Source organism: Rhizobium sp. CFBP 8752 (assembly GCF_014842035.1).
Taxonomy (GTDB): domain Bacteria; phylum Pseudomonadota; class Alphaproteobacteria; order Rhizobiales; family Rhizobiaceae; genus Neorhizobium; species Neorhizobium soli.
Genome location: NZ_JACYUZ010000004.1, coordinates 143,966 through 157,795, shown reverse-complemented (window position 1 = coordinate 157,795; position 13,830 = coordinate 143,966). Strand labels below are relative to the sequence as shown.

Annotated in this window: 14 protein-coding genes; 5 read left to right on the top strand and 9 right to left on the bottom strand. The window is 61.4% G+C overall.

From position 1 onward, the window contains the following. Positions 1-59: 59 nt before the first annotated feature. The 5 genes from IFT59_RS19325 to IFT59_RS19305 all read right to left on the bottom strand — a co-directional run bounded on the left by IFT59_RS19325 (position 60) and on the right by IFT59_RS19305 (position 4,680). Positions 60-887: a transglutaminase-like domain-containing protein gene (locus IFT59_RS19325; RefSeq protein WP_062458483.1), complete on the bottom strand. Its 828-nt coding sequence runs from the start codon at positions 885-887 to the stop codon at positions 60-62. A 74-nt stretch (positions 888-961) separates the two neighbouring features. Beyond that, entirely contained in the window at positions 962-1,858 is an 897-nt protein-coding gene (locus IFT59_RS19320) for a transglutaminase family protein (protein WP_062458480.1), read from the bottom strand. Positions 1,859-1,951: 93 nt separating this feature from the next. Further along, complete coding sequence (locus IFT59_RS19315; protein WP_446737849.1) at positions 1,952-2,239, bottom strand: DUF1488 domain-containing protein; 288 nt, start codon at positions 2,237-2,239, stop codon at positions 1,952-1,954. A 297-nt stretch (positions 2,240-2,536) separates the two neighbouring features. Continuing rightward, positions 2,537-3,253 carry a histidine utilization repressor gene (gene hutC, locus IFT59_RS19310; protein ID WP_197978179.1) on the bottom strand — a complete coding sequence of 239 codons (717 nt, stop codon included), beginning with the start codon at positions 3,251-3,253 and terminating at the stop codon, positions 2,537-2,539. A 77-nt stretch (positions 3,254-3,330) separates the two neighbouring features. Continuing rightward, on the bottom strand, positions 3,331-4,680 hold the full coding sequence (locus IFT59_RS19305; protein WP_192087866.1) for a formimidoylglutamate deiminase: 1,350 nt from the start codon (positions 4,678-4,680) through the stop codon (positions 3,331-3,333). A gap of 105 nt (positions 4,681-4,785) precedes the next feature. On the opposite strand from IFT59_RS19305, the gene hutI reads away from it, so the two are divergent. The 5 genes from hutI to IFT59_RS19280 all read left to right on the top strand — a co-directional run bounded on the left by hutI (position 4,786) and on the right by IFT59_RS19280 (position 10,618). Continuing rightward, complete coding sequence (gene hutI / locus IFT59_RS19300) at positions 4,786-6,033, top strand: imidazolonepropionase (RefSeq protein WP_446737848.1); 1,248 nt, start codon at positions 4,786-4,788, stop codon at positions 6,031-6,033. After that, complete coding sequence (hutH, locus tag IFT59_RS19295; RefSeq protein ID WP_192087864.1) at positions 6,030-7,565, top strand: histidine ammonia-lyase; 1,536 nt, start codon at positions 6,030-6,032, stop codon at positions 7,563-7,565. The genes hutI and hutH overlap by 4 nt, the downstream gene beginning before the upstream one ends. A gap of 28 nt (positions 7,566-7,593) precedes the next feature. Further along, positions 7,594-9,279: a urocanate hydratase gene (hutU, locus tag IFT59_RS19290; RefSeq protein ID WP_192087863.1), complete on the top strand. Its 1,686-nt coding sequence runs from the start codon at positions 7,594-7,596 to the stop codon at positions 9,277-9,279. A 5-nt stretch (positions 9,280-9,284) separates the two neighbouring features. Then, on the top strand, positions 9,285-9,878 hold the full coding sequence (locus IFT59_RS19285) for a HutD/Ves family protein (RefSeq protein ID WP_192078719.1): 594 nt from the start codon (positions 9,285-9,287) through the stop codon (positions 9,876-9,878). Between the two features lie 236 nt (positions 9,879-10,114). Beyond that, positions 10,115-10,618, top strand: coding sequence for an invasion associated locus B family protein (locus tag IFT59_RS19280; protein WP_062576716.1), 504 nt, complete (start codon positions 10,115-10,117; stop codon positions 10,616-10,618). A 77-nt stretch (positions 10,619-10,695) separates the two neighbouring features. Here the strand turns inward: IFT59_RS19280 and IFT59_RS19275 are convergent, their stop codons facing one another. The 4 genes from IFT59_RS19275 to IFT59_RS19260 all read right to left on the bottom strand — a co-directional run bounded on the left by IFT59_RS19275 (position 10,696) and on the right by IFT59_RS19260 (position 13,804). Continuing rightward, positions 10,696-11,865: a pyridoxal phosphate-dependent aminotransferase gene (locus tag IFT59_RS19275; RefSeq protein WP_192087862.1), complete on the bottom strand. Its 1,170-nt coding sequence runs from the start codon at positions 11,863-11,865 to the stop codon at positions 10,696-10,698. 34 nt (positions 11,866-11,899) lie between these two features. Continuing rightward, positions 11,900-12,157 (bottom strand): hypothetical protein, encoded by a 258-nt coding sequence (locus IFT59_RS19270; RefSeq protein ID WP_192087861.1) that lies wholly within the window; start codon positions 12,155-12,157, stop codon positions 11,900-11,902. An 80-nt stretch (positions 12,158-12,237) separates the two neighbouring features. Continuing rightward, positions 12,238-12,858 carry a 2-dehydro-3-deoxy-6-phosphogalactonate aldolase gene (locus tag IFT59_RS19265; protein WP_092664457.1) on the bottom strand — a complete coding sequence of 207 codons (621 nt, stop codon included), beginning with the start codon at positions 12,856-12,858 and terminating at the stop codon, positions 12,238-12,240. A gap of 4 nt (positions 12,859-12,862) precedes the next feature. Further along, on the bottom strand, positions 12,863-13,804 hold the full coding sequence (locus IFT59_RS19260; RefSeq protein WP_192087860.1) for a 2-dehydro-3-deoxygalactonokinase: 942 nt from the start codon (positions 13,802-13,804) through the stop codon (positions 12,863-12,865). Positions 13,805-13,830: the final 26 nt, after the last annotated feature.

The following is a 13,830-nucleotide window of genomic DNA, read 5'->3' as shown; positions in this document are numbered from 1 at the left end:
GCTCTCGCAACCGGGCGCGACGTCATAAAGCTCAAAGGGTCAGAAACTCGGCACGGCTATTACGCCTGCCCGTCTCCGCCCATCGGCAGTTCGTCCGTGATCACTTCGAACCTTGCCAAGATCGCCGGGCCGAAGGCCGTGGACAACGCGACATCGGTCGCATCGCGACCGGTCGCCATCAGGATCCGGCCGATACGAGGTTTGTTGTGACGGGCATCGACAGTGTGCCAGCGGCCGCCGAGATAGACTTCGAACCATGCACTGAAGTCCATCGGATTGTGATCCTTGGGAACACCGATGTCGCCGAGATAACCCGTGCAGTAGCGTGCGGGAATGTTCATGCACCGGCAAAGGGTGATCGCCAGATGCGCGTAGTCCCGGCACACGCCCGTCTGGTCGTTGAAGCCGCCGAACGCGGTCCGCAGCGAATCGGCGTTCTGATAGTTGAACGCAATGCGGTTATGCGCGAAATCAAGAATGGCTTTGACGCGCGGCCAGCCCAGATCAGTCGAGGAAAACGTGTTCCAGGCAAAGTCTGACAGACGGTCCGTATCGCAATAACGGCTGCCCAGCAGGAACACCAGAACGTCGTCGGGTAGATCCTGGATGAGGTGCTGCTGCGCATCTTCCGGGATCGGGTCCGGGAGCCCGGTGTCATAGATCTCGAACTCGGTCGAGATCGTCGTCAGGCCGGGCGGTGCAACGATGCGGCTGCAGGCGTTTCCGAAGACATCCTGATAACCCCAGGCTTCGATCGGTCTGTCGAAAGTCAGCACCTGTTCGGTCAATAGATCTACGCGACGGGAGGGGTGGATATTCAACGCCAGAAGCATGGCAGTCGGCTGTTGGCATTCATAGCCCAGATGAAAACCGGCGCGTATCCTCATGAAGCGATGTCTCCTAAATACCGTTGACGAGATGGCAGCAATGCGGCAATGCCCGGGCGTTGATACGGTTCCGTTTAGCCATGAAGTTTGGCCTGGAACTCGTCGGTCGTGACGTTGACCTGCACTGACATGCTTTTGAAATCTTCCGCCTCACCGTCATAGCTGCCACGAAGCGGGATAGCCTGTTTCGGGTCGCGGGCGACGCCGACGCGAATGAGGTCGCGGTTGCCGACAATGCCGTTGGTCGGATCAAATTCCACCCATCCGGCTCCCGGCAGGTAGACCTGGCACCAGGCGTGGGTAGACCCGCCTCCAAGCGTCGTCGATCCGTCGCGATCGGGAACGTAGATATAGCCGGTGACGAAACGTGCAGCGAGGCCGAGGGCCCGTGCGGCTTCCATCATCAAAAGCGCAAAGTCGCGGCAGGTCCCGCGACGCAGCTGCAGCGTCTCGAGCGGAGCCTGGGTGCCGTGTTCGTGGCGACGGGCATAGACGAAGCTTTCACGGATCGCGTAGCAGAGCGTCATCAGCAATCGGCCGGTCTCGGTCGGCTGGCCGGGTTTGACGAACTGCCGCGCCCATTTGCCAACCTCGTCGTTGGCATCTGGGTAATGGCGACGGATGGTGCATTCCAGATCGAACGCTTCCACCGGATCATAGGTGAAGGGATAGGTGAGGGCTTCCTCGTCGATCTGAAAATCCATCGCGAGCTGCGGCGTATGATCGAGCCTGATGGTCGTTTCGAACTGGAGTTTCTGAGACGCACCCTCAAACCCGACCAGCGCCACGCAGTTGCCAAACACGTCATGGATCCAGCGGACATAGGCAGGCTTTGGAAAGACCTCGAGGCGCGACACGAGCAGCGTCTGGTCGAAACTGTCCCTTGGTCGGAACAGCAGCCTGTGTTCGCCGAACTCGACCGGCTTATGATACTGGTAGGACGTAAGGTGACGAACCGAAAAGATCGTCATGCGATCACCGACCCGAGTTCGACTGACATTGGGTCAGATCGGAAAAATACATCATGTCGGGACGATGAGCGATGGCGCTCAGCAGAAGTCTGTTCATTTGAAGTTCTCGAGATCTAGCATGATGGATTGTGCGTTTTTCGCCTTGTAGGCAGCCTGGGCCGCCTTCAGGATCTTCGGTCGTAGCGCATCGAAAGAGGCAAGATAATCATCGCTGACGGCAGTTCTTTCAACAAGGTCGCTGCTGAGAACTTCAGCAGCGACGAAGAACCGAACCTCGAACATGCCGTCATGACCCAGAAAGCGGACGCGTCTTTTCGATTCATCGTAACTGCGCGCGGGATTTGGGAAAGAAAGTGTCATGGCAGCCTCTGTCGTCAGCATGGCTCCGAATGTCGGACTACCACGTTTGCATGTCGGGTATCTTGCTGCCATCCGCTTAGTCGATGATAACAAGCCCAGTGACGTTTCGCAGGTAACCGGCTTTTTTGGTCCCGCAGTCCGTATTGAGGCAGCGCCGCCAATTTTCCAAACGCCGGATCGATGGCATCCTATGCCGACGAACCATATGACTAGGTCACGTTGAGCCCCCGAAGTCCAACGCGAAATGGCGAGCCGGCTGCGACAGACCGCATTTTAAGCCTGAATTGGCGAGGGATGCTTGGGGTGGGCAAGCCGGTCTCAGCTCGAGGCCGGAGCAAAGCGCGCAGTGATCGCATGGCTGTCGGAAGGGTAGCTGAACCGCACCGACGTCACCGGGCCGGAAACGTCCCAGGTCTTGCGTTCTACCACGAGGCAGGCAGACTGCGGCGTGATTTCCAGCCGCCTTGCCAGCTCTTCGTCCGCAAGCTGGGCCGAGATCCGATGTTCCGCAGCGGTCCATGGTATCTGCGCGATCAGCCACTTGCCCGGTGAAACCGTCGAGAAATCCATGTCCTTTGCCTGCGGCACGGTCTTCAGATTGATCAGTCGTTCCTCAAGACAGAACGGCTTCCCGTCGGAGAAATGCAGGCAGACGACGTAGATGGATTTTTCCTTGCCGGAGACGCTCAGGCGCAGCCGGTCCGTTGCCACAGTCTTCCGCTCCCGGCATTCCTCCATCCGGAAATGGTAGTCCTTGTTCAGCGCGCGGACTTCATCTTCGATGTCGTAGATCTCAAGAATGGCAGCCTGGTTGCGCGGCTGGGCAACAAAGGAGCCCGATTTCTTGCGCCGCTCGATCAGTCCGGCATTGGCAAGCTGGGTCAGAACCTTGTTCGCGGTCATCCGCGAGACATTGTAGTGCTTGGCGAGCTCGACCTCGAAAGGGATCCTGTAGCCCGGGGGCCATTCGCCGCTGACGATATTGTTCTCGATGTCGCCCAGGATCTTCTGGTGCAGTGTGCTCACCGTACGCATCGCCTTGATGTCTTTTTCTCCGGTCAAGGCGAAGTCCTTCGGCTCTCTGCATCAAACGGCTTCTCCACCATATCCGGTCAGCCGGCGTCAAGCAGAGCGGCCATCACGGCCTGGAACCTCGGGACGATTGTCTCTCGGCTCCCATGCAGGCCGCCCGTCACGAGCTTTTTGCCCGCCGCCCAGACGCAATCCACCTTGATCGTGTCAGCGAAGATCCACTGATCGAGAACCTGATCTGCCGAAAGGTAGGGTGCGGCCCCAAGATCGAGCGAGACGAAATCCGCCGATGCACCTGATACGATGTCGTCCTGCGACTGCAATGCGCGGGCGCCACCTTTCAGCGCTTCCTGGAACAGGCGCGCACCCGTCGATCGCTGCGGTAGTGCCACGACGTTTCGCGAGCGAAGTCCGAGACGCTGCGAATATTCGAGCTGCCGAAGTTCACGCGCGACCGAAATCGAGATGTTCGAGTCCGAGCCGACGCCGAACTGGCCGCCTTCCTCGAGAAATGCCGGCGCCGGAAATATGCCGTCGCCGAGGTTGGCTTCCGTGATGGGGCAGAGACCGGCAATGGCCCCTCGGCGTGCCATGTCGCGCGTTTCCGCCTCGGTCATATGGGTAGCGTGGATCAGGCACCAGCGCTCATCGACCGGCATGTTGGCGAGCAGCCATTCGAGGGGACGTGCGCCCGACCACGCGATACAGTCCTCGACCTCTTTCGTTTGCTCGGCGATATGGATGTGGATCGGGCCTCCACCTGCCATCGGCAGAACGTCCCGCAGTTCTTCCGGCGTCGCGGCCCGCAGACTGTGCGGCGCGATGCCGAGTTGGCCGCCGGGAAGCGCAGACGTGATCTTCCGGCATTCCTCCATCAGCGTGGAAAAGCTTTCGACCGAGTTGATGAAGCGTCGCTGGCCCTCCGTCGGTGCCATTCCCCCGAAACCGGAGCGGGCGTAGAAGACCGGCAGAAGGGTGAGAGCGATCCCGGTGGCAGCGCTGGCCGCACCAATCCGCTCCGCGTGCTCGCCGATATTGGCATAGTGGCGCCCATCGCGGTCGTGGTGAAGGTAATGAAACTCGCCAACGCGGGTAAAGCCCGCCTCCAGCATTTCCATATAGAGCTGCGCAGCGACCGCCTCGATATCGTCAGGTGTCATCGACAGGGCGAATTTGTACATCAGCGTGCGCCAGCTCCAGAAGCTGTCGCTCGTTGATCCGCGAACCTCCGTCAGTCCTGCCATGGCGCGCTGGAAAGCGTGGCTGTGGAGATTGGCCATGCCGGGCACGATCAGCCGGTGCCGCTCGTCGGAGGCCGCGGGCATGGCGCTACGCTCGATCGACTTCACGGTGCCATGCTCTATCGTCATGCGAGTGTTGCTCGCCCATTCCCCGCCGATCAGTGCGCTTTCTGCAAAAATGGTGTTCACTGCCAACTCCACTCGTCGGTCCCGTCTGCGTCCAGCAGGCGCCTGCAAATTCTTCTTGCCATGAGTTTTTATGTATATACATTAAAACAAAAAGAGGAAGGCTTCGTGGTCGAGAATAGTGATAATTCACCGGTGGCGCCAACCAGAAGCCTATGGCGCAACGCCCGTCTGCTGACACTTGCGGACGAGGCGCGAGGTCTTGTTCTCATCGAGCAGGGTGCCATTGCGGTCGACGGGGGCAGGATCGTCTTCGCGGGCACAGAGTCCGATCTGCCGTCAACCTTTCTGGAAGCCGATCAGATCATCGACGTGGAGGGCAGGGTGATCACGCCCGGCCTGATCGACTGCCATACGCATCTGATCTTCGGCGGCGATCGCGCCATGGAATTCGAAATGCGGCTCGAAGGGGCCACCTATGAAGAGGTTGCGCGCGCAGGCGGTGGCATCGTCTCCTCCGTCAAGGCGACCAATGCCCTTTCCGTCGACGGGCTTGTGAAGGCCGCGCTTCCAAGGGTCGATACGCTGCTCGCGGAAGGTGTTTCGACGCTCGAGATCAAATCCGGTTACGGCCTGTCGGTCGAAGGCGAGCTCAACATGCTGCGCGCCGCCCGGGCGCTCGAAAAGATCCGCCCGGTCCGCGTCGTCACGTCGTTCCTTGGCGCCCATGCAACGCCCGTCGAATACCGTGGACGCAACGGCGACTACATTACCGACGTGGTGCTGCCCGCTATGGACCTTGCCCATGCGGAGGGCCTCGTAGATGCTGTCGACGGGTTCTGCGAAGGCATCGCGTTCTCGGTCGCGGACATGCGGCGGGTGTTCGATCATGCGACGTCGTTCGGCCTGCCCGTAAAGCTGCACGCCGAACAGCTTTCCAATCTCGGTGGTGCCGCGATGGCGGCATCCTACGGTGCCTTGTCCGCCGATCATCTCGAATATCTCGATGCCGAAGGTGCTGCCGCGATGGCCGCGTCAGGCACGGTTGCGGTTCTGCTGCCGGGCGCGTTCTATGCGATCAACGAAACGCAGAAGCCGCCGGTGCAGATGCTGCGCGATGTTGGCGTCAGGATCGCGATCGCGACCGATTGCAATCCCGGCACGTCACCGCTCACCTCGCTTCTGCTGACGATGAACATGTCGGCGACGCTTTTCCGGCTGACCGTCGAGGAATGCATCGCCGGCGCGACGCGCGAGGCGGCCAGGGCACTCGGTCTTCTCTCCGAAACCGGCACGCTGGAGGCTGGCAAATCCGCGGACTTCGCCATCTGGGACATCCAGCGACCGGCCGAGCTGGTTTACCGCATCGGCTTCAACCCGCTTTATTCGAACGTCTTCAGAGGTCAACAGCTATGACGATCACGCTTCACCCCGGCAGCGTTACTCTGGCCGAGCTTTCCGATCTCTACTGGGACAACGGTTCGGCGGTTCTCGATCGCTCCTTCGATGCCGGTATCGAAAGGGCGGCGAGACGGATCGCGGAAATCGCCGCCGGAAACGCGCCGGTCTACGGCATCAACACCGGCTTCGGTAAGCTTGCCTCGATCAAGATCGACAGTGCCGATCTCGCCACCCTGCAGCGCAATCTCATCCTGTCGCATTGCTGTGGCATCGGGGCGCCGCTGCCGGAGAATGTGGTACGTCTCATCATGGCGCTGAAGCTCATCTCGCTCGGCCGCGGCGCCTCCGGTGTCCGTCTCGAGTTGATCCGCCTGATCGAAGGCATGCTGGAAAAGGGCGTCATTCCGGCCATTCCGGAAAAAGGCTCGGTCGGCGCATCCGGCGATCTGGCACCACTTGCCCATATGGCCGCCACGATGATGGGCGAAGGCGAGGCCTTTCTGCAGGGAGAACGGCTGGCATCAGCCGATGCGCTCGCCAAGGTGGGGCTGACACCCGTCGTGCTTGCCGCCAAGGAAGGACTGGCGCTGATCAACGGCACCCAGACCTCAACCGCACTGGCGCTTGCGGGACTGTTTCGCACCCATCGCGCTGCCCAGACGGCACTTGTTACGGGCGCCCTGTCGACCGACGCCGCGATGGGCTCGTCCGCGCCGTTTCATCCTGACATCCACACCCTGCGTGGCCACAAGGGCCAGATCGATGCGGGCGCCGCGCTTCGCAACCTTCTCGAAGGCTCCGAAATTCGTGCGAGCCACATTGAAGGCGACGAGCGCGTTCAGGATCCCTATTGCATCCGTTGCCAGCCTCAGGTCGACGGCGCCTGCCTCGAACTGTTGCGGTCCGTCGCAAGGACGCTGGAGATCGAGGCGAATGCCGTCACCGACAATCCGCTGGTTCTGTCCGACAATTCCGTCGTCTCCGGCGGCAATTTCCATGCGGAGCCGGTCGCCTTCGCCGCGGATCAGACGGCGCTCGCGATCTGCGAGATCGGTGCGATCGCCCAGCGTCGTATCGCGCTTCTGGTCGATCCTGCTCTCTCCTACGGACTGCCGGCCTTTCTCTCCAAGAAGCCCGGTCTGAACTCGGGCCTGATGATCGCGGAAGTCACGTCGGCGGCTCTGATGAGCGAGAACAAGCAGATGTCGCATCCCGCCTCGGTCGATTCGACGCCGACCTCCGCCAATCAGGAGGACCATGTGTCGATGGCCTGCCACGGCGCCCGCCGCCTGCTCGGCATGACCGAAAACCTGTTCGGCATTCTCGGGATCGAAGCGCTGACAGCCGTCCAGGGCGTCGAACTGCGTGGGCCGCTCAAGACCAGCCCTGAACTCGAGAAGGCCGTTGCAGTGTTGCGCGCAGCGGTGCCGGCGCTCGAGGATGACCGCTACATGGCGCCGGATCTAAAGGCCGCAAGTGAACTGGTCGCATCCGGCGCCTTCGCCCACGCCATCTCGCCGGGCATCCTGCCGGTCCTTGAAGTTTGATCATCAGAAGAAATTGGGGAGCCGCGTCATGACCAATCCACGCCACAACATCCGCGATGTCCGCTCGCCTAGAGGCAGCGAGCTCAATGCCAAGAGTTGGATGACCGAGGCACCGCTTCGGATGCTGATGAACAACCTTGATCCTGATGTGGCTGAAAACCCGCACGAACTCGTGGTCTATGGCGGCATCGGCCGGGCCGCCCGCACCTGGGACGATTTCGACAAGATCGTCGCGACCCTGAAGACGCTGACGGAGGAAGAGACGCTTCTCGTGCAGTCCGGCAAGCCGGTCGGCGTGTTCCGCACCCACAAGGATGCGCCGCGCGTTCTGATCGCCAACTCCAACCTCGTGCCGCACTGGGCAACCTGGGACCATTTCAACGAACTGGATAAGAAGGGCCTGGCAATGTACGGCCAGATGACCGCGGGTTCGTGGATCTATATCGGCACGCAGGGCATCGTCCAGGGCACCTACGAGACCTTCGTGGAAGCGGGCCGCCAGCATTACGGCGGCAGCCTCAAGGGCAAGTGGATCCTGACCGGCGGCCTCGGCGGCATGGGCGGCGCACAGCCGCTCGCAGCCGTCATGGCAGGCGCCTGCTGCCTCGCGGTCGAATGCGATGAGACCCGCATCGATTTTCGTCTGCGCACCCGCTATGTCGATGCCAAGGCAAAGACGCTGGACGAAGCGCTGGGGCTGATCGACCAATGGACCAAGGCGGGCGAAGCGAAATCGGTCGGCCTGCTCGGCAATGCCGCCGAAATCTTCCCCGAACTGGTCGCCCGCATGAAAGCCGGCGGCGCTCGCCCGGATATCGTCACCGATCAGACATCCGCCCATGACCCGCGCAACGGCTACCTGCCGGTCGGCTGGACCGTCGAGGAAGCCAAAGCCAAGCGCGAAAGCGGTCCGAAGTCGGTGGAGGTCGCCGCCCGTGCATCGATGAAGGCGCATGTGGAAGCGATGGTGGCGTTCTGGGATGCGGGCGTGCCGACGCTCGATTATGGCAATAACATCCGCCAGGTCGCCAAGGACGAAGGCCTGGAAAATGCCTTCGCCTTTCCGGGCTTCGTTCCGGCCTATATCCGTCCGCTGTTTTGCCGCGGCATCGGCCCGTTCCGCTGGGCGGCGCTGTCGGGCGATCCTGAGGACATCTACAAGACGGATGCGAAGGTAAAGGAACTGCTGCCCGACAACACCCACCTGCACAACTGGCTGGACATGGCGCGCGAGCGCATCGCCTTCCAGGGACTTCCGGCGCGGATCTGCTGGGTGGGTCTGGGGGATCGCCACAAGCTCGGTCTCGCCTTCAACGAGATGGTGAGGAGCGGCGAACTGTCCGCGCCTGTTGTCATCGGCCGCGACCATCTCGACAGCGGTTCCGTCGCCTCGCCGAACCGCGAGACGGAAGCGATGAAGGATGGCTCGGACGCCGTGTCCGACTGGCCGCTCCTCAACGCGCTCCTCAACACCGCATCCGGCGCCACCTGGGTGTCGCTGCACCATGGCGGCGGTGTCGGCATGGGATATTCGCAGCATTCCGGCATGGTCATCTGCGCCGACGGAACGGATGATGCAGCCCGGCGGATCGAACGTGTCCTGTGGAACGACCCTGCGACCGGCGTCATGCGCCACGCCGATGCGGGATACGAGATCGCGATCGACTGCGCCGAAGACAAGGGTCTTCGCCTTCCCGGCATCCTCGGGAACTGACGCGCATGCGCATCCTGCCTGCATCGGACCATAAGCGGATGCCCTGGAAAAACGGCAAGGGCGAGACGGTGGAGATCGCCGTCTTTCCCGAGGCTGCGTCGGTCGATGATTTCGACTGGCGTATCAGCATGGCGACGGTGGCCGAGGACGGCCCGTTCTCTGTGTTCGCGGACATAGACCGGACCCTCAGCATTTTGACGGGCGACGGGATCGAGCTTTCGGTCGAGGGCGAGCCCGATCGTGTCCTGCGCCCCGACACGCCGCCCCACGCGTTTCCGGCCGATGCAGTGACCAGCGCAAGGCTGCTCTCTGGCCCGATCACCGATCTCAATGTCATGACCCGGCGCGGAAAGTTTATTCACGGCGTGACGATGCTCCCCGCCAGTGAACGCGTCATTACGTCGAACGGTTCGGACGTGACCCTGGTTCTGCCGACGTCGGATTTGGTGCTGAAAGATGGCACATTGCTTGCCGCCTATGATGCGATCCTGCTGCATCCGGGCGATTCGGATGTCGAATTTCATCTGACTGTAACGGCCACGACTTTTCTTGTCCGCATCGCCTCACGGCAAAAAGCCTCGGTTTCGTTACAGGTTTGACGCATTTGTGAAGATGCCGTGAGGCTGGCCGCAGCGATCGCGCTAAAGAACCGGAAACGCGATATTTCGTCTCTTTCGGGTGATCACATCTGCCCGGTTCCAGACCGGATTTGGCGGAGGCGACGTCGCAGAAGGTGAAAGTTTTAACTTTCCGGTAACCGCCTCCTCCCCCTATGGGATCACATACGGATGCATTCGTACCCGTATTTCCCTTGCCATTCCCAACAGGAGACGAGATGTCCTTCAAACCTTTCGCCCTTGCGCCTCTCTTTGCAGCCGTGATTGCCCTGCCGGCATTTGCCCAGCCGAGCCCGACGATGCTGAGGCAGTTCGGCGACTGGAACGTCTATTCCTATCAGGCGGGAGCTTCGAAAAGCTGCTACGTCCTGACCATTCCGAAACAGGCGACGCCCGCAAGCGTCAACCACGGCGATAACTTCTTCCTCGTGGCGCCCAAGCCTTCGGGCAGCGGATATTATCCGCAGGCCATCATGGGATATGATCTTCAAAACAGCTCACAGATAACGGTCACGATCGATGGCAAATCTTTTGCCATGACGCCGCGGGGCAACTCCGGCTGGACGCAGCAGGAAAGCAATGATTCCGCGATGATCGACGCCATGCGTACGGGAAGCAATATGACGCTTCAGGCCGTCTCGGGGAGAGGCACCCGCACATCCTACACGTTCTCGCTCAGCGGCGTGACCGCAGCCCTCAACCAGGCCGGTCAGTGCAACTGACGTCGATCTCAAGATCGCTGATGGGTGGAGTGCGAAACCGGCATTCGCCCATCGCCGATCTTGACGAGCTCGTCCGGTCAACGTCGGCGGATATAGGCGAATAGCCGCTCGGCCGCGTCTTCGATCTGCTTCGGGTCGCGCAGAAAACATGCTCTCATGAAGGGGGCGCCGCCGGGGCCGAATGCGGTGCCCGGCGCCATGCCGACGCCGGTTTCGTCGACAATCCTGAAGGCTTCGGCGCGGCTGTCTGTTACGCCGTCGATCTTCAGGAACGCGTAGAGCGCCCCTTCGGGCTTTCGCGTTTCGACACGGTTGGTGGCGACCAGCGCGTCACACAGAATGTCGCGCGAGGTTCGGGCACGCTCGACATTGGAGCGAATGAACTCGTCGCCAAGGTCGAGTGCCGCAATCGCGCCCTTCTGCATGAATTGCGCAACGCCTGATGTGGAGTACTGGATGAGATTGGTGAGCGTCTGGCCGATCTCGGTCGGCGCTACCACCCAGCCGATGCGCCAGCCGGTCATGCACCAGTTCTTCGAGAAGGAATTGGCAAAGATGATGCGGTCTTCCGCGTCCATGACATCCATGAACGATGGTGCCCGCGTGCCTTCGAAATAGTAGAGCCCGTAGATTTCGTCGGCGATGATCCAGAGACCATGGCGGCGCGCAAGGCCGAGAATCGCCTCGAGATCATCCTTCGTTGCCGTCCAGCCCGTCGGGTTGGATGGGGTATTAATGAACAGCGCCCGGGTTTTCGGCGTGATCGCAGCTTCCAGTCGGCCCGCATCGAGCACCCACCTGCCATCGATGAAATCGAGGACGACAGGTACGGCCTTTGCTTCGGAAACACTCGCGGCATGGGCAGCGTTCGGCCAAGCCGGTGACAAATAGATCACTTCGTCGCCGGCCGATGCGACCGTCTGGATCGCCAGCACGATCGACTGCATGCCCGATCCGGTGACATAGATGTTGTCGACTGAGAGATCGGCCGTGTAGTGGCGCTGGTAGTAGCGCAGGATTGCCTGGCGAAGCTCCGGGATCCCTTGCGTCCAGGTATAGAATGTCTCGCCTGCGAGAAGCGCGTCGCTGGCCGCGCGGGTGATGAAGTCGGGCGTCGCAAGGTCGCCTTCGCCGATCCACAGCGGCATGAGGTTGTCACGACCGCGTGCATAGGTGACGATTTCGCCAATACCGCTACGCGGAGCGGCCGCAGCGCGGGCGCTGATGTCGGGTCGGATGATCGTCATGCGAATCTCGGCTGAGTATGGCGGGGAACTATGCCTAGGCCAAGTTCCGACGTACGGTCAACCGGTTGCAGGCCGCATCGGACACGGAACCTTCGGTCCGAAAGCGTTGATTTGGCGATGGTTTCGACGGCTCTTCGGGCGTGCCCGGTTTCGCCACCGGGGCGAAGGTCAGCGCCTCGATCAGGAAATACGCAGATTGGACAAGTTCGTCTTCGCCCATGTCATCCTCGAACTGCGGTTCGTCTTTGGAAAACTGCTCTTCAGGAAGGATTTTCATAAGGATGCGGTGCATTGCTGATTCAAGAACCGCTGCTTTACGCCGATTGGTCGAAAAAGGCCATGCGCGGATTGGCGCATGGCGTTGATTCGGTATCAGCTGCGGCGCATCGCCTCGATAAATAGCTTGGCCTTGGCCGCCACCGACGCAACATCGTCGCCCGGCTTGTAAAGCGATCCGCCGATGCCGAAGCCGTTCGTGCCGGCGTCGATAAAGGATTTCATGTTGTCAGGCGTAATCCCGCCAACGGCCAGAACCGGCATATCCTTCGGCAGAACTGCCCTCCAGGCCTTGATGACCATGGGCGGGATCGCCTCCGCCGGGAAGGCCTTGATGCCGGTCGCACCGGCGCCGATCGCCGCAAAGGCTTCAGACGGCGTCGCGACGCCCGGCAGGCTGATCATGCCGCGCGAGACGCTCGCTTCGATGACCGAGAGGTTCGCGTTCGGCGAGATGATGACAGTTGCGCCCGTCGAGGCGACGTCTGCGACCTGAGCGGTCGTCAGCACCGTTCCCGCACCGATCAGCGCCCTGTCCCCGAACCGCTTTTGCAGTTTCTCGATGCTCTTCAGCGGCTCCGGCGAATTGAGCGGGACTTCGATGATGCGCCAGCCGGCTTCGATCAGCGCCTCGCCGATCGGCTCGGCCTCGTCAGGCGTGATGCCGCGCAGGATGGCAACCAGATTGCAGGCTTGCAGCGCGTCTTGGAACGTCATCGAACTATCCTTCATTCGTCAGTTGCAATTGTCCGGCGATCAACTGGACGCCGCGCTTGGCGGCATCGGTTGGGCCCGGCTCTATATCAAGATCAAACAGCGGCGCGACGCGGCTGTAACGGCTGTTCAGCACGTTGTTGCCGACAATGCCGATGGCTTCACCGGGTTTCAGCCAGCCTGCCGCGCGGGCCTGACGGAACTCCGAACCGATGACAAGACCGGAAACGTAGTCGCCGATATCATCAGGTGCCAGAACGCCGGCGAGCACGCCCGTGCGGGCGCTGAAGACGGCAGACAGGAACGCGTCGGCGGCACGCGCGTCGCTTGCGGCAAACCCGGCACCACGGTCAAATGCCTCCCAGCGCGGCTCGGAGCCCGGTGCCGGCTCGGATGCCTTGGCGATAAATGAATGCTTGGTCAGCAGAGCGAAGATTTCACCGGTCGCATAGGTCTGGAAACCGGCGATCCGGCCACTCTCGACCCGTGCCCATTTGCTGTGGGTGCCGGGCAGAACCAGGGTCCGGTTCTTGTCCAGCCCGAAGCCGACGATCTGCGTTTCCTCGCCGCGCATCACGTCCGGAAACGGTTTCGCCGCGGGATCGCGCATGCCGGGCAGGAAGGTGACGATGGCGCCGTTGCCAAGCGTGATCTGCCGCGTGCCGGCTGCCAGTTCGGCAAGACCCGCGGGCGCATCGACGTAAGGCACCTCGATCCAGCCATTGCGGCTGGTGATCATGCCGCTCGCGAGGACTGGGATTGCGCCGTGCGCGTCGAACCATGCCCCGACCGTTTCCATCAGGGCGTCCTCGAAAGCCCCATCCTTGACGAACTGGATGCCGCCGCTTGTCGTATCGCGGGTATCGAGCGTTTCGCCCGTTTCAGATACTAGCGCGGCACGGAGCGAACTCGTGCCCCAATCTAGAATGATCGACTTAGGCTCTGGCATCTCGCGGTTTCCTCCCCGAACATTTT

Excerpts from the sequence above, each read along its gene's own strand:
- IFT59_RS19325 (WP_062458483.1), bottom strand. The coding sequence starts at position 887 with ATGAGGATACGCGCCGGTTTTCATCTGGGCTATGAATGCCAACAGCCG.
- IFT59_RS19320 (WP_062458480.1), bottom strand. The coding sequence starts at position 1,858 with ATGACGATCTTTTCGGTTCGTCACCTTACGTCCTACCAGTATCATAAG.
- IFT59_RS19315 (WP_446737849.1), bottom strand. The coding sequence starts at position 2,239 with ATGCTGACGACAGAGGCTGCCATGACACTTTCTTTCCCAAATCCCGCG.
- hutC (WP_197978179.1), bottom strand. The coding sequence starts at position 3,253 with ATGCGTACGGTGAGCACACTGCACCAGAAGATCCTGGGCGACATCGAG.
- hutH (WP_192087864.1), top strand. The coding sequence starts at position 6,030 with ATGACGATCACGCTTCACCCCGGCAGCGTTACTCTGGCCGAGCTTTCC.
- hutU (WP_192087863.1), top strand. The coding sequence starts at position 7,594 with ATGACCAATCCACGCCACAACATCCGCGATGTCCGCTCGCCTAGAGGC.
- IFT59_RS19285 (WP_192078719.1), top strand. The coding sequence starts at position 9,285 with ATGCGCATCCTGCCTGCATCGGACCATAAGCGGATGCCCTGGAAAAAC.
- IFT59_RS19280 (WP_062576716.1), top strand. The coding sequence starts at position 10,115 with ATGTCCTTCAAACCTTTCGCCCTTGCGCCTCTCTTTGCAGCCGTGATT.
- IFT59_RS19275 (WP_192087862.1), bottom strand. The coding sequence starts at position 11,865 with ATGACGATCATCCGACCCGACATCAGCGCCCGCGCTGCGGCCGCTCCG.
- IFT59_RS19270 (WP_192087861.1), bottom strand. The coding sequence starts at position 12,157 with ATGCACCGCATCCTTATGAAAATCCTTCCTGAAGAGCAGTTTTCCAAA.
- IFT59_RS19265 (WP_092664457.1), bottom strand. The coding sequence starts at position 12,858 with ATGACGTTCCAAGACGCGCTGCAAGCCTGCAATCTGGTTGCCATCCTG.
- IFT59_RS19260 (WP_192087860.1), bottom strand. The coding sequence starts at position 13,804 with ATGCCAGAGCCTAAGTCGATCATTCTAGATTGGGGCACGAGTTCGCTC.